This is a genomic window from Mesorhizobium sp. CA13, assembly GCF_020165235.1.
Taxonomy (GTDB): domain Bacteria; phylum Pseudomonadota; class Alphaproteobacteria; order Rhizobiales; family Rhizobiaceae; genus Mesorhizobium.
Genome location: NZ_JAIUHS010000001.1, coordinates 549,578 through 570,788, shown reverse-complemented (window position 1 = coordinate 570,788; position 21,211 = coordinate 549,578). Strand labels below are relative to the sequence as shown.

Sequence of the window (21,211 nt, the reverse complement as noted above, 5' to 3'; positions counted from 1 at the left end):
GAAAGCAGTGAAGCGGCTCGCCAAAAAGTGATATGTTTTCCCGGTTCGTGCAAATTCGGTTCACCTCTTGAGAATTCCATCGACGCAGGCGCTGCGCGCCCTCGACAGTTTCGCCCGTCATGGCAGCGTCTGGCGCGCCGCCGACGAATTGCACCTCACCCGCAGCGCGGTCAGCCATCAATTGCGCTTGCTCGAACGCGACCTCGGCTTCGATCTGCTGGAGCGCATCGGCAAGGGCGTGGCGCTGACGCCGCGCGGCCAGCGCTATGCCGCGGACGTGCGCAAGGCGCTGACCGTGCTCGGCGACGCGGTGGCGCAAAACGCCGGCACCGGCGTCGGCGGCTCTTTCGCAGTCTCATGCACGCCAGGCTTTGCCTCGCTGTTCTTGTGCACCCATATCGGCGAGTTCCGGCAGATGTATCCGGATGTGGCGCTGAGCATACTGACGCCCCGGCGGCTCGACGACGTCAGCAATCCGGACGCCGACGCCTTCATTGCCTTCGGCGTCGGCAACTGGCCGAACCGCGTGGTGGAATTGCTGTGCGAGATCTCGTTCACGCCGCTCTGCAGCCCGACGCTGCTCAACAAGGTCGGCGGCTTTTCCAAGCCGGCCGACGTCCTGCGCGCCAACCTGCTGCACCTCGGCGATACGGAGGACTGGGCGCGCTGGCTGGCGCTGGCCAAGGTCGAGAACCCCGACACCGAGGGCGGCATCTTCTTTTCCGACATGAACCTCGTTTTCTCAGCGGCGATCGCCGGCCAGGGCATCGCCATGGGCGACGAGCTGACCAGCCGCCGGGCGCTGAGCGAAGGCCGGCTGGTCAAGCCGTTCGAGACCTCGATCCCGTCGCCGCGTTCCTATTTCCTCGTTTCCGAGCACGCCAAGGCGGGGCATCCGGTACTGGAGGCATTTGGGGGATGGTTGCGGTCGAAACTATCGGAGAACAGGCTGCGGACATATTGAAATCAGCCGATCTTCCCACGAGGGGTGAAATCGGCGGTTCCAGCGTCGCCGACATTCATTATAGATGAATCAAATTTGCCGATCAGGCGAAAACTATTCGGTTGCGGTGAGCCTTCGCGCTGCCTACGATTTCCCCAGCCACCAAGGAAGAGGCAGGATGCAGCAACCCGGCCGGGCCGCAGAGATCAAGGCGAACGGGATCGGCAAGAGCTTCGGCTCGTTCCGTGCGCTGGACAATCTGACGCTCAATATCGGCCGCGGCGAGTTTTTGACGCTGCTCGGCCCCTCCGGCTCCGGCAAGACCACCTTCCTGATGATCCTGGCCGGCTTCCTGCAGCCCAGCGAGGGCCGCCTGTTCAGCGACGGCGTCGATATTACCGACCGGCCGGCCGAGCAGCGCGCCGCCGGCATGGTCTTCCAGGGCTATGCGCTCTTCCCGCATATGAGCGTCGAGCAAAACATCGCCTTTCCGCTCAAGGTGCGCAAGAAATCGGCCGCCGAGATCAAGCGTAGCGTCGGCGAGATGATCGAGCGCGTCGGTCTGCTCGGCCACGAGAAGAAGCTGCCGGCGCAGCTCTCCGGCGGCCAGCAGCAACGCGTGGCGCTGGCCCGCGCGCTGGTGTTCGAGCCGGGCGTGCTTTTGCTCGACGAGCCGTTCTCGGCGCTGGACAAGAGCCTGCGCGGCCAGATGCAGGCCGAGATGAAGCGCCTGCACCAGGAGACCGGCACCACCTTCGTCTTCGTCACCCACGACCAGAGCGAGGCACTGGCGCTCTCGTCGCGCGTCGCCATCTTCAACCATGGCAAATTGTTGCAGGTCGGAGCGCCTGACGAGGTCTATGACCGGCCCGCCAACCGCTTCGTCGCCGAGTTCCTGGGCGAGATCAACATGCTGCCGCTGAAGGGCGTGCGCGCCGCCGATCATGGCGCGACCGCGCTCTGCGAAGACCGGGCAATCAAGCTGCGCGGCAACGCCGAAGCGGTGGACGGCAACGCCATCCTGGCGATCCGGCCGGAACATATGTCGATAGCGCGCGAGGCGGCGGCAGGCGAGAACGGCATTGCCGCCACCGCGGTCGGTTCGACCTATCTGGGCGCGGCGACCAAACTCGACCTTACGACACGCCAAGGTGCGAAAGTGACCGTTTCGGTGCCGAACGAGGTCGCGGCCGCGGCACTTAGCAAGGGCAACTCCGTCTGGCTGACCTGGCCGGCGGAAAAGGGCTTCCTCCTTCCGGACGGAGGACAATGAGCACCGGCGCGGCCTGAATTCGCCGCACCGGATTCCGGATTCGATCAACGAAAACAAAGGGGAACTAACATGAACGATACCAAGAAACAGGCCCTCGAAACGCTGTCCGAAAGGACAAAGCGCGGTGAGATATCGCGCCGGCAATTCACGCAACTTGCAGCCCTCGTGCTTGCCGGGACGCCGCTGCTGCGCTCGACCAAGTCCTTCGCCGCGGCGAAGGAACTGGTGCTGGTCAACTGGGGCGGCGACGCCATCACGGCTTACGACGCCGCCTATGGACAAGCTTTCACCAAGGACACCGGCATCACCGTGAAGATGGATGGCTCCGGCCCGACCGAAGGGGCCATCGCGGCACAATTTAAAAGCGGTGCGCCGACCTGGGACCTTGTCGACGTCGACCCGTTCTCGGCCATCACGCTCGGCGCGCAAGGCATGCTCGAGCCGATCGACTACACAATAGTCGACAAGAAGAAGATGCGGCCGGGCTTCGGCTGGGATTACGCCGCCTCGACCTATTTCTTCTCCTACGTGATCGCCTACGATTCGCAGAAATACGGCAGCAATGCCCCGACCGGCATGGCCGATTTCTTCGACGTGAAGAAATTCCCCGGCAAGCGCTCCCTCTACAAATGGGGCGTGTCGAGTTGGGAGGCGGCTCTTCTCGCCGACGGCATCGCGCCGGCCTCGCTTTATCCGCTCGACCTCAAGCGCGCGCATGACAAGATCGCCGCGTTCAAGGAGAACGTCGTCGCCTATTGGGGCGGCGGCGCGGAAAGCCAGAGCGTGTTGCTCAACGGCGAAGCCTCGATGGCCATCGTCTGGTCGACGCGCGCCTCGCTGATCGAGCAGGATTCGGGCGGTCAGATCAAATTCATCTGGGACCAGGGCCTGATCTCGCCCGGCGCATTGGCCGTGCTGAAGAACAACCCCGGCGGCAAGGACGCGGCGATGAAGTTCATTGCCAGCGCGCAGGACCCGCAAAAGCAGCTCGTCATGTTCGACAAGCTCGGCCAGGGTCCGGCCAACCCCGCCGCCGATGCGCTGGTCCCGGCCGATAAGAAGCGCATCAATCCGGTCGATCCCGAGAATATGAAGAAGCAGATCCCGCTCGACATGGATTGGTACGCCAAGAATTACGGCGCGGCGCTGGACGAATACACCAAGATCATCTCCGCCTGACCGGCGCTGGGCTGACATGAGAGGCGTTCTCTCCGACAGGATGGGCGCGGCGCTATTGATGGCGCCGCTGCTCCTGTTCCTTGGCCTCGCCTATGCCTGGCCTTTCCTCGGCGTGGTGAAGTGGAGCTTCACGCTGCCGACGCCCGGGCTTGGCCAGTACGGCGCGCTGATGACCGACCCGCTGGTGCAGTCGGTGTTCGTCCGCACGCTGCGCATCGCGGCGATCGTCACCATTGTGTCGGTTGCCGCTGCCTATGCCATCACCGTGGTCTGGGTGCGCGGCAGCCCGGTGCAGCGGGTGCTGGCCGAATTCTGCATCCTGGTGCCGTTCTGGATATCGGTGCTGACGCGCGCCTTCGGCTGGGTGGCGCTTCTCTCCAACCGCGGCCTGATCAACACGTGGCTGCAGTCGATCGGTTTCATTAGCGAACCGCTGACGCTGGTGCGCAACGAATTCGGCGTCATCGTCGGCATGACGCATTTCCTCATTCCTTTCGCCGTCTTTCCGCTGGCGTCTTCCATGCGCAGCCTCGATGAGCGTGTGCTGCTCGCCGCGCGCGGGCTGGGTTCCAGCCGCATGCGCACCTTCTGGACGGTGTTCGTGCCGATGACCCGCTCCGGCATCATCGGCTCCGCGCTGATCGTCTTCGTCTTCTCCCTCGGCTTCTTCGTCACGCCGGCGATCCTTGGCGGCGGCCGCAGCGTCATGATCGCCGAATTGATCTATCTCCGCATCTTCCAGAGCCCGGACTGGGGGCTGGGTGCCGCCATCAGCGTGGTGCTGGTGCTGTTCGTCGGCGTTCTGATGGCGCTGCTTTTCCGCTACGTCAGACCAAAGCAATTGGTGTAGCGCGATGCCGACCTATCGCCCCGGTCCCGTTTCGCTGGCCCTCGCCGTCCTGGTGGCGCTGTTCCTGCTCCTGCCGCTGCTGGCCGTGATCCCGGTCTCGCTGACGCCGAGCCGCATGCTGGCGATGCCGACGGGCGAGTTGTCGCTGCGCCATTACCGCTCGCTGGTCGAGGATCCGCGCTGGCTCCAGTCCATCCTGCTTTCCATTAGGATCGGCATCGTCAGCAGTGTCATCTCGACGGTGCTGGCACTGTGCTTCAGCCTTGGCGTGTGGATGTTCCAGCCGCGCTTCACCGCGGCTCTGGTCGGCTTCGTGCTGTTGCCGATGGTGGTGCCGCCGGTGGTCTCGGCGGTGACGCTCTATTTCCTGCTCACCTCGATCTCCGGCGTCAGTTCCTTTTTCGGCTACGACACGTGGCTGGGTGTGGCCATGGCGCATTCGGTGATGACGGTGCCCTTCGCCACGGTGCTGATCCTGGTCTCACTCAGTCAGCTCGACCGTCGTATCGACCTCGCAGCGCGGGGCCTTGGCGCAAGCGTGTGGGAGCGCGCCACGCGCATCATCATGCCCAACATCAAATTCGGCATCGTCACCGCGGCACTGCTGTCCTTCGTTCTCTCCTGGGAGGAGATAGGAGTCACGCTGTTCATCACCTCGGTCAACGCCATCACGCTGCCCAGGCTGATGTGGATGGGCCTACGCGACAATATCGACCCGGCGATCGCCGCACTTTCGGTGATCCTGATCGTCATCACCGTGCTGGTGCTTGCAGTGCGCAGCGTCGTGGTGCGGCTGCGCGGAGGACAATGACCGGGGGCTGGCTGCCTCACGGGATTGTCACCGAGGTAACTGCTAGCAGAAGCACACCGAGACCCGGCCGAACCTACCCAAATCGCCGATGACTTCGTCGCCGGCCTCTATGCTGATCGGCGTCACGCAAGTGCCTGTAATCACCACTTGCCCCGGCTGGAGCGCTATGCCCAGCCCCGACAATTCGTTGACGATCCAGGTCAGCGCAATACGAGGATCGCCCAACACGGCTGCTCCTGATCCGTTATGCTGCGACTTTCCAGAGACAGAAGCTGCCACCGGGTGCTTCGCGAGATCTACGTCGCGCCAATCGTCTTCCACCGCCTCGCCGATGACGAACAGATTGGCACAAGCATTGTCGGCGATGAGCTGCGGCGCCCCGACAGCGCAGAAATCCTCATAGCGGGAGTCCGGTATTTCGATCGCCGGATGCAAACTCGCCACGGCGTCCATCACATCACCGATTTCATAAGGCGCCGGGCGAGGCGGCAACTGACGGCCGAACCGGAAGGCGAATTCGATCTCGGCGACACGCATCTTGCTAGTCGCCAGGGAAACGGAGCCACCGACCTCGACTGCCTTCTCGGCGAGGAGGCGCCCGGCCATCGGGCCATCGACATTGATATGCCGCTGGCCGGCCAGGCTGGTTGCCGCGATCTTCCAGCCGAAGAGTGGAGCCACTGAGCGATCCATCACATGCGACTGGATGGCGTAGCCTTCGGCCCGCGTCTTCGGCCGCAATTCCTCGGGTATGGCGTCGAGACGAGTGCCCTGGTCCCAATGGCCTACCAGGAGGCGCGACGCGGCCCTGGCCTTTTCTGGATCGAGCATGATCAGCTCCTGAAATCTAGGAAAATGAGCCGCTGCCGGGCGTTGCTGATGCTTGCGGTGCGCAACGGGTATCCGCTATGCGTCGTCGCTGACGAGATTATCAGGAAGTCGTATTTTCGAAATCATCGACATTCATCATCGTGACGACGAATCGGCAATCATGTCCGTACGGTAAATGGCTATATATGGCAAAGCGTCTAGAACGCGGAAGAGCTTCTGGCATGCTAGGGTCGGTAGCGCAACGGGCGAGGGAGAAAAACGATGACGGCGCCCGGCGATTTGCAGCAGGGATTGTTTCTGAGGCTGAAAAGCGATCCGTCCCTGTCGGCGCTGCTGGGCGGCGCCGGGTTGCGGCAACAACCAACCGACAACGCCGCCTTTCCCTATGTGACATGCGGCCAGACCTGCGCCTTTGACTGGGACACTGGCGCCGAGAACAGCGACGATCAACTAATTACGCTGCATGTTTGGTCGAAAGCCCATGGCGACGCCGAAACGCGCGCCATCATGGATGCCATCGAGGCCCGCCTTGCCGACGCGGTGCTGGAGGTCGGCGCTCGCGGCCAGACACGCCTGTCGCTCGAATTCAGCGAGGCACGCTATGACGAGGAACTGCTTGTCCATCACGGCCTGCTGCGTTTTCGGGCGCTGACCCAGGAAAACGCCTGACGCGCGCTTTCAATATGAACGAAACGGAGTCTAGACTGGAACTTCATGGGTTTCATCGAGTTGGGCGATGAAATCTCAATTGTTTGTCTCGCGTTGCAGGGGTGTGGCGAGCATGGTTTCAGCGGCGGTCACCGTTCATTTCACGTTCAGCGCCGATGCGTTACAACGCTGGCCATGAGAACGCTCCGCTCCCATTTCCGAACCGCGACCCTGGCGCTCTGCGCCGGGCTGATTGCGGCGCCGGCAAGCGCAGCGCCGGCAGCCGCGCAGGATGAACCGGTCGTCGTGGCGGCGGCCGACTGCTACGCGATCGGCCAGCGGGTGGCCGAGCAGAATGGCGGGACCCTTGCCAAGGCTTCGCAGTCGACGCGAGGTGGGCAGCCGGTCTGCGTCATCGTCGTGCTTGTCCCCGGCAAGGATGGGCAGCGTCCGCGCCGCTCCGAGATTGTCGTCCCGCAGAACTGACCCCATCGTTTCCCAGACCGGCGGAATCGGCCTATAGCTGGAAGCCATCGGTCAACAGGCAGTGGTCCCCGCATGCGCGTACTGGTCGTCGAGGATGACAAGGATCTCAACCGGCAGATATCGGATGCGCTGGTCGACGCAGGCTATGTCGTCGATCGGGCATATGACGGCGAGGAGGGCCATTTCCTCGGCGACACCGAGCCCTATGACGCGGTCGTGCTCGACATCGGCCTGCCGCAGATGGACGGCATCAGCGTGGTCGAGCGCTGGCGGCGCGGCGGCCGCAAGATGCCGGTGCTGATCCTGACCGCCCGCGACCGCTGGAGCGACAAGGTCTCCGGCATCGACGCCGGCGCGGACGACTATGTCACCAAGCCGTTCCATATCGAGGAGGTTCTGGCGCGGGTCAGGGCGCTGATCCGCCGCGCCGCCGGCCACGCCTCATCCGAACTGACCTGCGGGCCGCTGCGCCTCGACACCAAGGCCTCGAAGGCCGATGTCGCCGGCGTGCCGTTGAAGCTGACATCGCATGAGTTCCGCCTGCTTGCCTACCTGATGCATCACATGGGCGAGGTCGTCTCGCGGACCGAACTGGTAGAGCATCTCTACGACCAGGATTTCGACCGCGATTCCAACACGATCGAGGTGTTTGTCGGACGGCTCCGTAAGAAAATGGGCATCGACATGATCGAAACCGTGCGCGGCATGGGTTATCGCATGCGTGAGCCGGAGGCGTAAGGCGGAACCGCTCCCTACCAACCCAACCGTGAGCAAGCGGCTCTCGCTGCGCTTGTGGCCGCGCTCGCTGACGTTCCGCGTCATCGCCTTTTCCACGGTCTGGGCGATCCTGACCCTCATCGTCATTTTCACCCTCATTACCACGCTCTACCGCCAGGCCAGCGAGCGCGGTTTCGACAGCCTGCTTTCGGCGCATCTGTTCAACCTGATCGGCTCCATCGGCATTTCCGATACCGGCGCTCTCACCGGCGCTCCGGATCTCGGCGACCTCCGCTTCTCGGAACCGAATTCGGGCTGGTACTGGTCCGTCGAACCCGCCTCGGAAGGCGTGCACGGCAATCTCCACTCATCATCGATGACCCGGACGATCCCGTCGCCCGACGTGGCGGACGTTCCCTTCAACGCCAATTTCCAGCGCAGCTACGCGGCGCAAGGCATCGATGGCGAGGAGTTGGTCGTGTTCGAGAGCGAATTCGTTCTCGATGCCAAGAATCGCGCCGCCCGCTTTCGCGTCATGGGCAACAAGACCGAACTGGAACAGGAGATCGCCACCTTCCAGCGCCGCCTCCTGACCTACCTTTCCCTGTTCGGCGTCGGCATGATCGCCATCAACGCCATTGCCATCCTGCTCGGCTTGCAGCCACTGCGAAGGGTCAGGAATGCGCTCGCCATGGTGCGCGAAGGCACCGCGCAAAGGCTTGACGGCCAGTTTCCAGCCGAGATTGAACCGCTTGCCAACGAAACCAATGCCTTGATCGAGAACAACCGGCGTATCGTCGAGCGCTCGCGGACTCAGGTGGGCAATCTCGCCCATTCCCTGAAGACGCCGCTGGCGGTGCTGCTCAACGAGGGGCGGGCGCTTGGCGGCGCCAAGGGGCAACTGATCGCCGAACAGGCCGCTTCCATGCAGAAGCAGGTCGATCACTATCTCCAGCGCGCCCGCGTCGCGGCGCAGCGCGACAGCGTCGTCTACCGCACACCGATAACGCCGTTGGTGCAGCGCATGGCCAGGGTCTTGCAGAAGCTCAATCCGCAGACCAAGCTGTCGTTGTCGCTGCCGCCGATCGAGATCGTCTTTGCCGGCGAGCGCGAGGACCTCGAGGAGTTGCTCGGCAATCTGCTCGAAAACGCGATGAAATGGGCGAAGAGCGCGGTTTCGGTCTCCGTCGTTCCCGTGGGTGACAAGGACGACAACATATTCGAGATCGCCATCGAAGACGACGGGCCGGGCATACCCGAGGAAAAAGCGCGCGAAGCGTTGAAACGTGGACGACGCCTGGACGAGACCAAGCCGGGCACGGGTCTCGGCTTGGCCATTGTCGCCGACCTCGTCAACGAGTATGGAGGCGTACTGCTGCTCGAACGGTCCGGCATGGGCGGATTGAAGGCGGTAGTGCGATTGCGGAGCCTTCAGTGATGCCTTTCCCCGGCCGATCGACATTGACGGACTGGGCATGTTATGGCGGCGCACCGATTGGCTCCGTAGCGGGCCCAACGGCCAAATTTCCGACAAATATCAACATTATAGGCTCGCCGACTTCTCCGATGACGCGGCCCCCGGCTCATCCATGACAGGCTCCAGCTCAAGAAAACCGGTTGTTGGCATGAAGATTCGCGTCGCACTTGTTTCCGCATTGATGGCCGTTTCCGGCTGCACCACCTTGGGCGGCAAGGCTCCCACCATCGCTGCGACGCCGGCCTCCACGCCACCCAGCAGCGGCAAAGTCGCCACGACGATTATCTCTGCGATGGGCGGCGGCCTCATTGGCGGGTCGATCGGCAGCGGGCTTAGCGACGCCGAAAAGCGCAGCGCGCTCGAGGCGGAATACAAGGCGCTCGAATACACCACGAGCGGCCAGAAGGTGACGTGGAAGGGCACCCAGGCGTCCCGCTATGGCGAAGTGGTTCCGGCTCAACCCTACCGCGTCGGCTCACAGGACTGCCGCCAGTATACGCAGACCGTCTTTACTGGCGGGGCAGGCGTCACGGCGCGTGGAACGGCTTGCCGCAACGCCGATGGCAGTTGGACGCCGCTCACCTGACGGCCTAGCCGGTCCATTTCGGACCCGGCCGATTGATGTCGATGAAGGATATGCAGCGCGCCCGCCGTCAAAGCGTCGCAGTATGCTTGTGTTGGCAGGGCAAGGCTATGCCGTTATTGGAAGAACCATGCTGTTCTGGGTCATAGCCGCAATCCTGACGCTGGGCGCCAGCCTGGCGGTGCTGCTGCCGCTGGCCGGTGGCGCCAGAAGCGCGTCTTCAAGCGGCGAGCACGATCTGGAAGTTTATCGCGATCAACTGTCCGAACTCGACCGCGATGCCGCCCGAGGGCTGATCAAGCCTGCCGAAGCCGATGAGGCGCGCGCCGAGATCGCCCGGCGCATCCTTCGCCTCGACAATACGGACCAGGCCGGCAGCGCATCCGTCGGACGCACATCCGTCGCGACGCGGCTTGTCGCCACCGCGGCCGTGCTGGCGGTGCCGCTGGTCAGTTGGGGCTTGTACATCAATATCGGCTCGCCCGATCTGCCCTCGCAGCCGCTCAGCGAGCGCCTGGCCAAGAATCCGGCCGACAGCTCGGTCGACGAACTTGTGGCTCGCGCCGAAGCCCACCTTACCGCCAATCCGTCCGACGGCAGGGGATGGGACGTGTTGGCGCCGGTTTATCTGCGCATGCAGCGCTTTTCCGACGCGGTCGCCGCCTATCGCAACGCCATTCGCCTCGACGGCGACAGCGCCGTTCGCCGAGCCGGTCTCGGCGAGGCGATCGCCAGTGCGGCCGGCGGCATCGTTTCGGCGGATGCCCAGGAGGCCTTCGAGGCGGCCCTGAAGCTTGACCCCGCCAATGCCAAGGCCGGCTTCTACCTGGCCATGGCCCTGGCGCAGGAGGGCCGCAGCAAGGAGGCGGCCGCGGCCTGGCAGGCGATGCTGGGCACGCTGCCGAAGGATTCGCCATGGCGCGGCGCGATCGAGCAGGCGCTGGCCAAGTCCGGCAGTTCCGGCGCCGGCAATGCAGGCGTCGCTTCGAGCGAGCCGGCAAACGGACCGACCGCGGGCGATATCGATGCCGCTTCATCGATGTCGCCGCAGGACAGGGAAGCCATGATCAACACCATGGTCGCCGGGCTCGGCGAGAAGCTGCGGCAGAATCCGCGCGACCCGGAAGGATGGATGCGGCTCGTTCGTTCCTACATCGTGCTGGGCAAGGCCGACCAGGCGCGCGAGGCGCTGAGCCGCGCTATTGCCGTCTTTGGAGCCGACAGTGACGAAGCCAGGAAATTCACCGCTTTTGCCGCTTCGCTCGGCCTGACGGCGACGCAATAGGGCTGGACCGTACAATGACGCGCAAACAGAAACGATTGTCGGTGATCGCGGGCGGCCTGGCCTTCCTCGGCGCCGCCACCGGCCTGACATTCTATGCGCTCGGCCAGAAGGCGTCCTATTTCTACATGCCCGCCGATCTGGCCACGGCGACGGTGCAACCGGGCCAGCGCATCAGGCTCGGCGGCCTGGTGGAAAAAGGCACGATCCAGCGCGGGCAGGGGGCGACAGTGGCGTTTTCGGTGACCGACACCCATAAATCGGTCAAGGTCACCTATACAGGCATCCTGCCTGACCTATTTCGCGAGGAGCAGGGGGTCATCACCGAGGGCACGTTCGGCCCGGATGGCGTCTTTGTGGCCGACAGCGTTCTGGCCAAGCACGACGAGCGCTACATGCCCAAGGAGGTGGCCGATGGGCTGAAGGCCAAGGGCGTTTGGCAGGAGAGCAAGAGTGAATAGGCAGGCTCGATATAGCCGGGTTGGCGATCATGGTTGAGACCGGACATTTCGCGCTTGTCCTGGCCTTCGCGCTGGCCCTGGTGCAGACGGTGGTGCCGCTGTTCGGCGCCCGCACCAACAATCAGCGCCTGATGGCGGTCGGCGCTCCCGTCGCGATCACCGGCTTTGCTTTGACGGCGCTGTCCTTCGCCGCACTGGTCACCGCGTATGCGAGTTCCGATTTCTCGGTCGCCAGCGTCTGGGAAAATTCCCATTCGCTGCAGCCGATGATCTATAAGATCACTGGAACCTGGGGCAACCACGAAGGCTCGATGCTGCTCTGGGTGCTGATCCTGACCTTCTTCGGTGCGCTGGTCGCCGCCTTCGGCTCCAACCTGCCGGCGACGCTGCGCGCCAACGTGCTTGCCGTGCAGGGTGCGATCGGCGCGACATTCTTCCTGTTCATCCTGGCGACGTCCAATCCCTTCGCCAGGCTGTCGCCGGCGCCCATCGAAGGGCGCGATCTCAATCCCATCCTGCAGGATCTCGGCCTGGCCGTTCACCCGCCGTTGCTCTATCTCGGCTATGTCGGGTTTTCGATCTGTTTCTCCTTCTCGGTAGCCGCCCTCATCGACGGACGCATCGATGCGTCCTGGGCGCGCTGGGTGCGGCCGTGGACGCTGGTCGCCTGGATGTTTCTGACCGGCGGCATCGCCATGGGATCGTACTGGGCCTATTACGAACTCGGCTGGGGCGGCTTCTGGTTCTGGGATCCGGTCGAGAACGCCTCCTTCATGCCGTGGCTGGCGGGCACCGCGCTGCTCCATTCGGCCATTGTCATGGAAAAGCGTTCGGCGCTGAAGATCTGGACGCTGCTGCTCGCCATCCTGACCTTTTCGCTGTCGTTGCTCGGCACCTTCCTGGTGCGTTCGGGCGTCCTGACCTCGGTGCATGCCTTCGCCACCGATCCGACGCGCGGCATCTTCATCCTGTGCATACTGACGCTGTTCATTGGTGGATCATTGACGCTGTTTGCGGTGCGTGCCTCGAGACTGACGGCTGGCGGCCTCTTTCATCCGGTTTCGCGCGAAGGCGCGCTGGTGCTGAACAATCTGTTCCTGACCACGGCCACCGCCACCGTACTCGTCGGCACACTCTATCCGCTGGCCGTCGAGGCCCTTTCGGCCGACAAGATTTCGGTCGGCGCGCCGTTCTTCGACCTCACCTTCGGACCGCTCATGGTGCCGTTGCTGGCCATGGTTCCGTTCGGGCCGCTGCTGGCCTGGAAGCGCGGCGACATCTTCGCCGTCGCGCAGCGCCTGATGGCGGCGTTCGCGGCAGCGCTCCTGGCAATGCTGGTCACCGCCCTGTTCATCGACGGCGCTTCGGTATTCGCGGCCCTTGGCGTGGGTCTTGCCGTCTGGCTGATCCTCGGCGCTCTCACCGACCTCGCCGTTAAGGCAGGGTTCGGCAATGTGGCCGCAAAGGTCATGGTCAGGCGCCTGCTCGGCCTGCCGCGTTCGGTCTTCGGCACCGCGCTTGCCCACCTCGGTCTTGGCCTGACCACGCTTGGCATCGTCGGCACGCTTTGCTTCGGCACCGAGAAAATCCTGTCGATGCATGCCGGGCAAACCGTCGAATTGTCGGGCCACACTCTGCGTTTCGTCGGGCTCCATCCGGCGCAGGGACCGAATTACAGCGAGGATCGCGGCCGCTTCGAGCTGATCGGTGTCGGCGGCAGTCCCGTTGGCGAAATCAGCTCGGCCAAGCGCTTCTATCCGGTACGCCAGACGACGACGACGGAATCCGGCATCAGGACGATGGGCCTTTCGCAGCTTTATATTTCGCTCGGCGACGAGGGCAATGACGGATCGGTCGTGGTGCGCCTGTGGTGGAAGCCGCTGGTGACGCTGATCTGGGGCGGCGGCCTGGTCATGATGGTTGGTGCGGCCATGTCGCTGATGGACAGGCGCCTGCGCGTCGGCGCACCCTCGCGCCGCCGCAAGCAGACGGGCGCCATGAGCCCCGCGGGCCTGCCATGAAGGCGAAGTTGTCCATCGCGTCGCTCGTGATGGTGCTGGCGCTGTCCTTTGCTGGCACGGCGCTGGCGGTGAAGCCCGACGAGATGCTTGCCGATCCGGCGCTGGAAGCGAGGGCGCGAGCGCTGTCGGAAGGGCTGCGCTGCATGGTCTGCCAGAACCAGTCGATCGATGAATCCGATGCCGACCTTGCCCGTGACCTGCGCGTTCTGGTGCGCCAGCGCCTGGTCGCTGGCGATACCGACAAGCAGGTGATGGACTATGTGGTTTCACGCTACGGCGAGTTCGTGCTGTTGAAGCCGCGCTTCGACCTGCGCAACGCTCTACTTTGGGGCACGCCGGTGCTCCTGCTTTTGGCCGGTGGCCTGTTTATCGTACTCAACGCCAGATCGCGCCGGACACTGGCGACGAAATCCCTCTCCGCCGACGAGCGGGCGGCACTGGAGGCGATCCTGCGCCGCGATTGAGTGCAGGCGGCGATCGTTCGCCAACATTACCAAAGTTTCATGCGTCGGAAATGGCGTCGTAATGTACGCCGCTCTAATTCTCTTCCTCAGGATGCCGACAAGGCGCGTCCCTTCGAAAAGAGGATACGAGACCCCATGACTATTGCTCCCAATTCATATTCCCGCACCCGCAAGCGTCTTCTGGCTGCCGTCGCTTCCGTCGCCGTTGCCGGCGCGATAGGCGTTGGCGCGTTGACCAGCGGGACCAGCCCCGTTCTGGCCGATGCCGTGCGTGTCGAGGCGCCGCAGGTCCCCAGCTTCGCCGATGTCGTCGAGCGCGTTTCGCCCGCCGTGGTCAGCGTCAAGGTCAAGGCCAAGGTCCAGCCCACGGCCGATGACGGTTCCGACGACCAGGACGGCTTCGACAATTTGCCCAACAATCCGCAGCTGCGCCGCTTCTTCAAGGAATTCCGCGGCTTTGGCGATCAGGGCCAGAACGACGACGGTCCCCGCCGGTTCGGGCATCGTGACCGCGGCCACGGCGAGCCGCGCCCGGTGGCTCAAGGGTCGGGCTTCTTCATCTCCGAGGATGGCTATCTCGTCACCAACAACCATGTCGTCGAAGAGGGCACCGCCTTCACCGTGGTGACCAATGACGGCAAGGAACTCGACGCCAAGCTGGTCGGTACCGACCCGCGCACCGACCTCGCGGTGCTCAAGGTCGAGGGTGGCGGCAAATTTACCTATGTCGACTTCGCGGATGACTCCAAGGTTCGGGTCGGCGATTGGGTCGTGGCCGTCGGCAACCCCTTCGGTCTCGGCGGCACCGTCACCGCCGGCATCGTCTCGGCGCGCGGCCGAGACATCGGCGCCGGTCCCTATGACGATTTCATCCAGATCGACGCGTCGGTCAACCGCGGCAATTCCGGCGGCCCCACCTTCAACCTCAGCGGTCAGGTGGTCGGTATCAACACCGCCATCTTCTCGCCTTCCGGCGGCAGCGTCGGCATCGCCTTCGACATTCCTGCCTCGACCGCTAAGCAGGTCGTCGAGGATCTGATGAAGAGCGGTGCCGTGCAGCGCGGCTGGCTCGGCGTCGAGATTCAGCCGGTCACATCGGACATCGCCGAATCGCTCGGCCTGAAGTCCAACAACGGCGCATTGGTGTCCAGCGCTCAGGACGACGGCCCCGGCAAGAAGAGCGGCATCACCGCCGGTGACGTGATCACCCAGGTCGACGGCAAGGATGTTGCTTCGCCGAAGGAGCTCGCCCGCCTGATCGGCGCCTATTCGCCGGGCAAGTCGGTTGACGTCACGGTCTGGCGCGACGGCAAGAGCCAGAGCGTCAAGGTCGAGCTCGGCAAGCTGCCTTCAAGCGACAAGCAGGCCTCGGCCGACGACAAGCCGGCGGCTCCGGCCAAGGCCGATACGCTCGCCGATCTCGGTCTGACCGTCACCAAATCCGAGAACGGCAAGGGCCTGGTGGTGACCGATGTCGATCCCGATAGCGATGCCGCCGACCGTGGCATCCAGCCGGGCGACGTCATCACCGCGGTCAATTCGACGGAAGTCAACGGCACCGACGACGTCACCAAGGCCATGGATGAAGCGGTGAAATCCGGGCGCAAGGCTGTCCTGATGCAGATTACCCGCGACGACAACAACCGCTTCGTGGCGCTGCCCGTCGCCAAGGGCTGACAACGACTTTCCGGCGCGGCGGTGTCAAACACCCCCGAGCCGCCGCACGGGAAAGTATGGAGCCGAGCGCGTTAGTCAGTCATCGTGCTCCCCTCCGGCGGCAGCGGGCTTCCCATCGCCCGCTGCCGCACTCCGCCCGCGGACCATGCGCTCAGGCTTGAGCGGACAAGCGGAGCGCTTTGGTGGCAACGGCATGCCGGCAGCATGTCTGGGACAGTGACACCAGAGAACCAAGACTTTATCGCGCACGGCCTGGATCATCTTGATCGCGATGCGCTTTGGCGAAGGCTAAAATGCAGATGCCGGCTACTCAATCTTCCAGCGAAATCGCGTATAACGGCCCTATGAAGATTCTCGTCATAGAGGACGATCGCGAGGCTGCGGATTATCTGCAGAAAGCTTTTACCGAGGCCGGCCACACCGCGCATGTGGCGGGTGACGGCGAGACCGGCTTCGCGCTCGCCGATGCCGGCGACTACGACGTGATGGTCATCGACCGGATGATGCCGCGCCGCGACGGCCTGTCCGTCATCGCCGGCCTGCGCTCCAGGGGCAACACCACGCCGGTGCTGATCCTGTCGGCGCTCGGCGAGGTCGACGACCGGGTTACCGGCCTGCGCGCCGGCGGCGACGATTATCTGACCAAGCCCTATGCCTTTTCCGAGCTGCTCGCCCGCGTCGAGGTGCTGAACCGCCGGGCCAGCGCCAAGGAAGCCGAAACCGTCTACCGCGTCGGCGATCTCGAACTCGACCGGCTTTCGCATTCGGTCAAACGCGCCGGACGCGAGATCACTTTGCAGCCGCGCGAGTTCCGCCTGCTCGAGTATCTGATGCGCCATGCCGGCCAGGTGGTGACGCGCACCATGCTGCTCGAAAATGTCTGGGATTATCATTTCGATCCGCAGACCAACGTCATCGACGTCCATGTCTCGCGACTGCGCGGCAAGATCGAAAAAGGCTTCGACAAGCCCATCCTGCATACGATTCGCGGCGCCGGCTACATGCTTAGGGCCGGTTAGGCGGCGGCATGGCCCTTTCCGTGCCCGCCATCATGAAGACGACGGCTGCGCGGCTCTCGGCGCTCTATCTTCTGCTCTTCGCACTCTGCGCCGTGCTGCTTGTCCTCTACATGACCTCGCTGTCAGCGCGCATGCTGACCGCGCAGACGCAGGAGACCATCAATGACGAGGTGCTCGGCCTTGCCCGCGCCTATCAGCGCGGCGGCCTGCCGGTGCTGGTCCGCGTGGTCGAGGCCCGCTCGCGCCAGCCCGGCGCCAATCTCTATTTGATCGCCGACACCAACGGTCAGATCCTGACCGGCAACGTGCAGAGCCTGGAGCCGGGCGTCATCGAAACCGAAGGCTGGACGACCGAGCCGTTCTCCTACCGCCGTTTCGGCGAAGGCGAACTCGACCGGCAGCGCAGCACGCCCTCCGATCAGGCCACGCCGCAGCCGGGCGATACGGCGGTCCGATCCAAAGGCGAGAAGGGCCACAACGCGATCGCTCTGGTGCTCCGCCTGCCGAACCAGATGATCATGCTGGTCGGCCGTGATCTCGGCGAACCTGAGCGGTTCCGCGCCGTTATCCGCCGCTCCCTGATGCTGGCGCTCGGCATGATGGGGCTGGGCGGACTGCTGATCTGGTTCTTCGTCGGCCGCGCCGCGCTGAAGCGCATCGATGGCGTCTCGGAAGCCAGCCGCCGCATCATGGGCGGCGATCTTTCGGGCCGGCTGCCGATGACCGGCGCCGGCGACGAGTTCGACCGACTTTCCGAGAACCTCAACGCGATGCTAGCCAGGATCGCCATGCTCAACGAGGGGCTGAAGCAGGTTTCCGATAACATCGCGCATGACCTGAAGACGCCGCTGACCCGGCTGCGCAACCGCGCCGAAGCGACGCTTTCGGGCAAGCACAAGACATCGGACTACCGCCAGGCGCTGGAAGGCACCATCGCCGAGTCCGACCAGCTCATAAAGACATTCAACGCCATCCTGATGATCTCCAGACTGGAGGCGGGTTATTCCTCCGAAAGCACCAGTCGCGTCGATCTGGCCGCAGCCGTGCGCGATGTCGTCGAACTCTACGAGCCGGTGGCGGAAGAGGCTGGCGTTTCGCTCGAAGCCGCGGTCAATGGCGCATTCCTTGTCGACGGCAACCGCGAGCTGATCGGCCAGGCGCTGTCCAACATCGTCGACAATGCGATCAAGTACTCGATCGATTCCACCTCCAAGCCGGCGGTTCGCGTGACGCTCGAACGCATGCATGGCGAAATCAGGCTTGTCGTCACCGACAACGGCCAGGGCATTCCGGACGATGCCGATCGCGCCCGGGCGACGGAACGGTTCGTGCGGCTCGAGAAGAGCCGTTCCCAGCCAGGTTCCGGGCTTGGCCTCAGCCTCGCCAAGGCGGTCATGACATTCCACTATGGCCGGCTTGATCTGTTGCCTGGTAATCCCGGATTATCGGTGGTCATGAGTTTTCCCGCGCGGGAGGATCATTGATGACGGCGGCTGCAAAGCGGATGGCGAGGGACTGGCTGTTGAAGCCGGCGGCAAGGCTTGCTCCTCTGGACGACAGCCGGGCCCGGCAGGAGCTGGCCGAGATCGCCACCTTGGCACGCGAAGAAGGGTTGACGCGGCTGGCGAAATTCCTGGCTGGAACGGGTGAGGCGCAGGACTTCCTGGCCGCTGTCTTCGACCTGTCGCCGTTCCTGCGTGACACGGCGCGTCGCCGGCCGCAGATATTGGATGGGCTTTTCGACCAGCCGGTCGAGGCCCGGCTGAAGGCGATCATCGCGGCGATCGACCAGGTATCGTTTTCCGAGGCGATCTCCGAATCCAGATTGATGATGGAACTGCGGCAATGGAAGGCCGATGCGCACTTCCTGATCGCTCTGGCCGATCTGGCCGCCGAGGCCGAGACCTCGCTTACTGTGCGGCGGTTGAGCGACCTTGCCGATGCGTGCACGCGCGCTGCCGTCGATTTCCTGCTGCGCGACGTGCATGACCAGGGCAAGCTGAAGTTGCCGGATCCCGCCAATCCCTCGGACCGGTCGGGCTGGATCCTGCTCGGCATGGGCAAGCTTGGGGCGCATGAGCTTAATTTTTCCTCCGACATCGACCTTGTGGTCTTCTTCGACCCGGAAGCGCCGGCCGTCGTCGATCCGCTCGATGCGACGGAGTTGTTTTCGCGGCTGACGCGCCGTCTGGTGCGAATCCTGCAGGACCGCACCGAACATGGCTATGTCTTCCGCACCGACCTCAGGCTGCGTCCCGATCCCGGTTCGACCCCGCTGGCTATCCCGGTCGAGGCGGCGCTGCGCTACTACGAGGCGCGCGGCCAGAACTGGGAGCGCGCCGCCATGATCAAGGCGCGTCCTGTGGCCGGCGATCTGGACGCCGGCGCCGCTTTCCTCAAGGAGCTCCAACCCTACATCTGGCGCAAATACATGGACTATGCCGCGATCGCCGACGTCCACTCGATCAAACGCCAGATCCACGCCCACAAGGGCCATGGCGAGATCGCGGTCAAGGGCCACAACGTCAAGCTCGGGCGCGGCGGCATCCGCGAGATCGAGTTCTTCGTCCAGACGCAGCAGCTCATCGCCGGCGGCCGCTTCCCGGAACTGCGCGGCCGCGAGACCGTGCCGATGCTCGGCCAGCTGGCCGCGCGCGGCTGGATCACCGCCGAGGCACGCGACGCACTGGCCCGACAATATTGGTTTCTGCGCCGGGTCGAGCATGCTATCCAGATGGTGGCCGACGAGCAGACGCACACCCTGCCGGAGGATGATGAAGGGCTGGAGCGAATCGCGCGCATGTTGGGCTTCGCCGACGCGGCTGCTTTTTCCCTGGGCTTCCGCGCCTCGCTCCAGCAGGTCGAACGTCACTACGCGGCGCTGTTCGAAACCGCGCCGGAGCTTTCGGCAGGCATCGGCAATCTGGTTTTCACCGGCGACGTCGACGACCCCGATACGCTGCAGACGTTGCACGGTCTCGGCTTCCAGCGAACGAGCGACATCTGCCGCGTGATCCGCGGCTGGCATTTCGGCCGCTACCGCGTCACCCGGTCGGCCGAGGCGCGCGAACGGTTGACGGAACTGACGCCGGCGCTGCTCAAGGCTTTCGGCCAGACGCGCCGGGCCGATGAGGCGTTGATCCGTTTCGACGAGTTCCTCGCCGGCCTGCCTGCCGGCATCCAGCTCTTCTCGCTGCTCCAGTCCAATCCGGCGCTGCTGAAGCTTATGGCGACGATCATGGGCGCAGCACCCCGGCTGGCCGCGATCATCACGCGCCGTCCACATGTATTCGATGGGCTGCTCGATCCCGCTCTTCTCACCGAATTGCCGGATCGTGGCTATCTATCGGCACGGCTTACCGCGTTCCTCGAAGGCGACCGCGCCTATGAGGACGCTCTCGATCGTCTGCGCATCTTTGCCTCCGAGCAGAAATTCCTGATCGGCGTGCGGCTGCTCGCCGGCTCGATCGATCCGGCCCGTGCCGGCCACGCCTTTTCTGATCTGGCCGACCTCACCATCGCGGCCGCGTTGCGCGCGGTCATGGCCGAATTCGAGGCGCGCCACGGCACAATCGCCGGCGGCGTGGTTTCGCTGCTCGGTATGGGTAAGCTCGGCAGCCGTGAATTGACGGCGGGGTCGGACGTCGACCTCATCCTGCTCTACGATCACGATGCGGACGCCGAGGAATCCGACGGTGAAAAGCCGCTGGCGCCCTCGCATTACTACACCAGGATGACGCAGCGCCTCATTTCCGCCGTTTCCGCGCCGACCGCGGAAGGCGTGCTGTATGAACTCGACCTGCGGCTGCGTCCGTCCGGCAACAAGGGGCCGGTGGCCACCCACATCGACGCCTTCAAAAAATACCAGCGCCAGGAGGCCTGGACCTGGGAGCACATGGCGCTGTCGCGGGCGCGCGCCATTGCCGGAGATGCCAGGCTCTGTGCCGAGGTCGAAGCCGACGTTGCGGCGGTGCTCGCGCAATCGCGCGACGCAGCAAAGGTGAAAGCGGAAGCGTCCGACATGCGCGCCATGATCGAGAAGGAAAAGCCGCCGCGCGACCTCTGGGACATCAAACTCATTGCCGGCGGCCTGATCGATCTCGAATTCATCGCCCAGGTGGCCGTCGTCACGGGCAATGTCGAACCCGGCCGCAGGGTCACGGCAACCGCGGAGGTGTTGTCGCGCCTTGCGCCACAATTCGCAGCCGCCGATATCAGGGACGAGCTTGGCGAGGCCTACCGGCTCTATCTGGCGCTGACCCAGGTGATCAGGCTTTGCCTCACCGGCCAGTTCGAGCGGAACGATGTGCCGCCGGGGCTTTCGGATCTGCTTCTGGCAGTTACCGACTTGCCGGATTTCGGTGTGCTGGAAGCACATCTCAAGGAGACGTCGCGGAAGGTCAGGAAGGATTTCGACCTTCTGCTTCGTGCCCGGCGGCCGTGATCAATGGCCGTGCGGATCGCATCGGGGGTGACGATGCAACAGGAG

The 21,211-nt window shown here is 64.2% G+C and carries 19 protein-coding genes; 18 read left to right on the top strand and 1 reads right to left on the bottom strand.

All coding sequences use genetic code 11. From position 1 onward, the window contains the following. Positions 1-67 precede the first annotated feature (67 nt). The 5 genes from LB566_RS02920 to LB566_RS02900 all read left to right on the top strand — a co-directional run bounded on the left by LB566_RS02920 (position 68) and on the right by LB566_RS02900 (position 5,056). Positions 68-964 (top strand): LysR substrate-binding domain-containing protein, encoded by an 897-nt coding sequence (locus tag LB566_RS02920; protein ID WP_140553936.1) that lies wholly within the window; start codon positions 68-70, stop codon positions 962-964. Between the two features lie 157 nt (positions 965-1,121). Next, positions 1,122-2,216: an ABC transporter ATP-binding protein gene (locus tag LB566_RS02915; protein WP_140553935.1), complete on the top strand. Its 1,095-nt coding sequence runs from the start codon at positions 1,122-1,124 to the stop codon at positions 2,214-2,216. Positions 2,217-2,285: 69 nt separating this feature from the next. Further along, on the top strand, positions 2,286-3,395 hold the full coding sequence (locus LB566_RS02910; protein ID WP_224622986.1) for an ABC transporter substrate-binding protein: 1,110 nt from the start codon (positions 2,286-2,288) through the stop codon (positions 3,393-3,395). A 16-nt stretch (positions 3,396-3,411) separates the two neighbouring features. Continuing rightward, positions 3,412-4,245 (top strand): ABC transporter permease, encoded by an 834-nt coding sequence (locus LB566_RS02905; protein WP_140553931.1) that lies wholly within the window; start codon positions 3,412-3,414, stop codon positions 4,243-4,245. 4 nt (positions 4,246-4,249) lie between these two features. After that, positions 4,250-5,056, top strand: a complete 807-nt coding sequence (locus LB566_RS02900; protein WP_140520723.1) for an ABC transporter permease — start codon at positions 4,250-4,252, stop codon at positions 5,054-5,056. 42 nt (positions 5,057-5,098) lie between these two features. Here LB566_RS02900 and LB566_RS02895 read toward each other — a convergent pair whose 3' ends face one another. Then, positions 5,099-5,887: a 2-keto-4-pentenoate hydratase gene (locus LB566_RS02895; RefSeq protein WP_224622984.1), complete on the bottom strand. Its 789-nt coding sequence runs from the start codon at positions 5,885-5,887 to the stop codon at positions 5,099-5,101. A 261-nt stretch (positions 5,888-6,148) separates the two neighbouring features. On the opposite strand from LB566_RS02895, the gene LB566_RS02890 reads away from it, so the two are divergent. The 13 genes from LB566_RS02890 (at position 6,149) to LB566_RS02830 (ending at position 21,166) form a co-directional block, all read left to right on the top strand. Beyond that, a complete protein-coding gene (locus LB566_RS02890; RefSeq protein ID WP_140553928.1) occupies positions 6,149-6,556 on the top strand; it encodes a DUF3168 domain-containing protein in 408 nt (135 codons plus the stop codon). A gap of 174 nt (positions 6,557-6,730) precedes the next feature. Continuing rightward, positions 6,731-7,021, top strand: coding sequence for a hypothetical protein (locus LB566_RS02885; protein ID WP_224622982.1), 291 nt, complete (start codon positions 6,731-6,733; stop codon positions 7,019-7,021). A 72-nt stretch (positions 7,022-7,093) separates the two neighbouring features. Further along, positions 7,094-7,759: a response regulator transcription factor gene (locus tag LB566_RS02880; RefSeq protein WP_140494700.1), complete on the top strand. Its 666-nt coding sequence runs from the start codon at positions 7,094-7,096 to the stop codon at positions 7,757-7,759. Between the two features lie 28 nt (positions 7,760-7,787). After that, on the top strand, positions 7,788-9,176 hold the full coding sequence (locus tag LB566_RS02875) for an ATP-binding protein (protein ID WP_318012814.1): 1,389 nt from the start codon (positions 7,788-7,790) through the stop codon (positions 9,174-9,176). Between the two features lie 187 nt (positions 9,177-9,363). After that, positions 9,364-9,801, top strand: a complete 438-nt coding sequence (locus LB566_RS02870) for a hypothetical protein (protein WP_140638774.1) — start codon at positions 9,364-9,366, stop codon at positions 9,799-9,801. Between the two features lie 127 nt (positions 9,802-9,928). Further along, positions 9,929-11,083: a c-type cytochrome biogenesis protein CcmI gene (ccmI, locus tag LB566_RS02865; RefSeq protein ID WP_224622980.1), complete on the top strand. Its 1,155-nt coding sequence runs from the start codon at positions 9,929-9,931 to the stop codon at positions 11,081-11,083. A 14-nt stretch (positions 11,084-11,097) separates the two neighbouring features. Then, positions 11,098-11,541, top strand: a complete 444-nt coding sequence (gene ccmE / locus LB566_RS02860; RefSeq protein ID WP_140494692.1) for a cytochrome c maturation protein CcmE — start codon at positions 11,098-11,100, stop codon at positions 11,539-11,541. Positions 11,542-11,570: 29 nt separating this feature from the next. Beyond that, positions 11,571-13,562: a heme lyase CcmF/NrfE family subunit gene (locus LB566_RS02855; RefSeq protein ID WP_224622978.1), complete on the top strand. Its 1,992-nt coding sequence runs from the start codon at positions 11,571-11,573 to the stop codon at positions 13,560-13,562. Then, positions 13,559-14,026: a cytochrome c-type biogenesis protein gene (locus tag LB566_RS02850; RefSeq protein ID WP_224622976.1), complete on the top strand. Its 468-nt coding sequence runs from the start codon at positions 13,559-13,561 to the stop codon at positions 14,024-14,026. Before LB566_RS02855 ends, LB566_RS02850 begins: the two co-directional genes overlap by 4 nt. A gap of 135 nt (positions 14,027-14,161) precedes the next feature. Next, a complete protein-coding gene (locus LB566_RS02845) occupies positions 14,162-15,703 on the top strand; it encodes a Do family serine endopeptidase (RefSeq protein WP_140553916.1) in 1,542 nt (513 codons plus the stop codon). 344 nt (positions 15,704-16,047) lie between these two features. Continuing rightward, positions 16,048-16,722, top strand: a complete 675-nt coding sequence (locus tag LB566_RS02840) for a response regulator transcription factor (RefSeq protein WP_181172647.1) — start codon at positions 16,048-16,050, stop codon at positions 16,720-16,722. Positions 16,723-16,730: 8 nt separating this feature from the next. Beyond that, positions 16,731-18,206 (top strand): sensor histidine kinase, encoded by a 1,476-nt coding sequence (locus LB566_RS02835; RefSeq protein WP_224622974.1) that lies wholly within the window; start codon positions 16,731-16,733, stop codon positions 18,204-18,206. Further along, positions 18,206-21,166 (top strand): bifunctional [glutamine synthetase] adenylyltransferase/[glutamine synthetase]-adenylyl-L-tyrosine phosphorylase, encoded by a 2,961-nt coding sequence (locus tag LB566_RS02830; RefSeq protein ID WP_224622972.1) that lies wholly within the window; start codon positions 18,206-18,208, stop codon positions 21,164-21,166. The genes LB566_RS02835 and LB566_RS02830 overlap by 1 nt, the downstream gene beginning before the upstream one ends. Positions 21,167-21,211: the final 45 nt, after the last annotated feature.

Bases quoted from the DNA above. Each gene is read 5' to 3' on its own strand.
- LB566_RS02890 (WP_140553928.1), top strand. From the start codon at position 6,149: ATGACGGCGCCCGGCGATTTGCAGCAGGGATTGTTTCTGAGGCTGAAA.
- LB566_RS02840 (WP_181172647.1), top strand. From the start codon at position 16,048: ATGAAGATTCTCGTCATAGAGGACGATCGCGAGGCTGCGGATTATCTG.
- LB566_RS02885 (WP_224622982.1), top strand. From the start codon at position 6,731: ATGAGAACGCTCCGCTCCCATTTCCGAACCGCGACCCTGGCGCTCTGC.
- LB566_RS02900 (WP_140520723.1), top strand. From the start codon at position 4,250: ATGCCGACCTATCGCCCCGGTCCCGTTTCGCTGGCCCTCGCCGTCCTG.
- LB566_RS02915 (WP_140553935.1), top strand. From the start codon at position 1,122: ATGCAGCAACCCGGCCGGGCCGCAGAGATCAAGGCGAACGGGATCGGC.
- LB566_RS02830 (WP_224622972.1), top strand. From the start codon at position 18,206: ATGACGGCGGCTGCAAAGCGGATGGCGAGGGACTGGCTGTTGAAGCCG.
- LB566_RS02855 (WP_224622978.1), top strand. From the start codon at position 11,571: ATGGTTGAGACCGGACATTTCGCGCTTGTCCTGGCCTTCGCGCTGGCC.
- LB566_RS02910 (WP_224622986.1), top strand. From the start codon at position 2,286: ATGAACGATACCAAGAAACAGGCCCTCGAAACGCTGTCCGAAAGGACA.
- ccmI (WP_224622980.1), top strand. From the start codon at position 9,929: ATGCTGTTCTGGGTCATAGCCGCAATCCTGACGCTGGGCGCCAGCCTG.
- LB566_RS02850 (WP_224622976.1), top strand. From the start codon at position 13,559: ATGAAGGCGAAGTTGTCCATCGCGTCGCTCGTGATGGTGCTGGCGCTG.
- LB566_RS02870 (WP_140638774.1), top strand. From the start codon at position 9,364: ATGAAGATTCGCGTCGCACTTGTTTCCGCATTGATGGCCGTTTCCGGC.
- LB566_RS02845 (WP_140553916.1), top strand. From the start codon at position 14,162: ATGACTATTGCTCCCAATTCATATTCCCGCACCCGCAAGCGTCTTCTG.
- LB566_RS02835 (WP_224622974.1), top strand. From the start codon at position 16,731: ATGGCCCTTTCCGTGCCCGCCATCATGAAGACGACGGCTGCGCGGCTC.
- LB566_RS02895 (WP_224622984.1), bottom strand. From the start codon at position 5,887: ATGCTCGATCCAGAAAAGGCCAGGGCCGCGTCGCGCCTCCTGGTAGGC.
- ccmE (WP_140494692.1), top strand. From the start codon at position 11,098: ATGACGCGCAAACAGAAACGATTGTCGGTGATCGCGGGCGGCCTGGCC.
- LB566_RS02880 (WP_140494700.1), top strand. From the start codon at position 7,094: ATGCGCGTACTGGTCGTCGAGGATGACAAGGATCTCAACCGGCAGATA.
- LB566_RS02905 (WP_140553931.1), top strand. From the start codon at position 3,412: ATGAGAGGCGTTCTCTCCGACAGGATGGGCGCGGCGCTATTGATGGCG.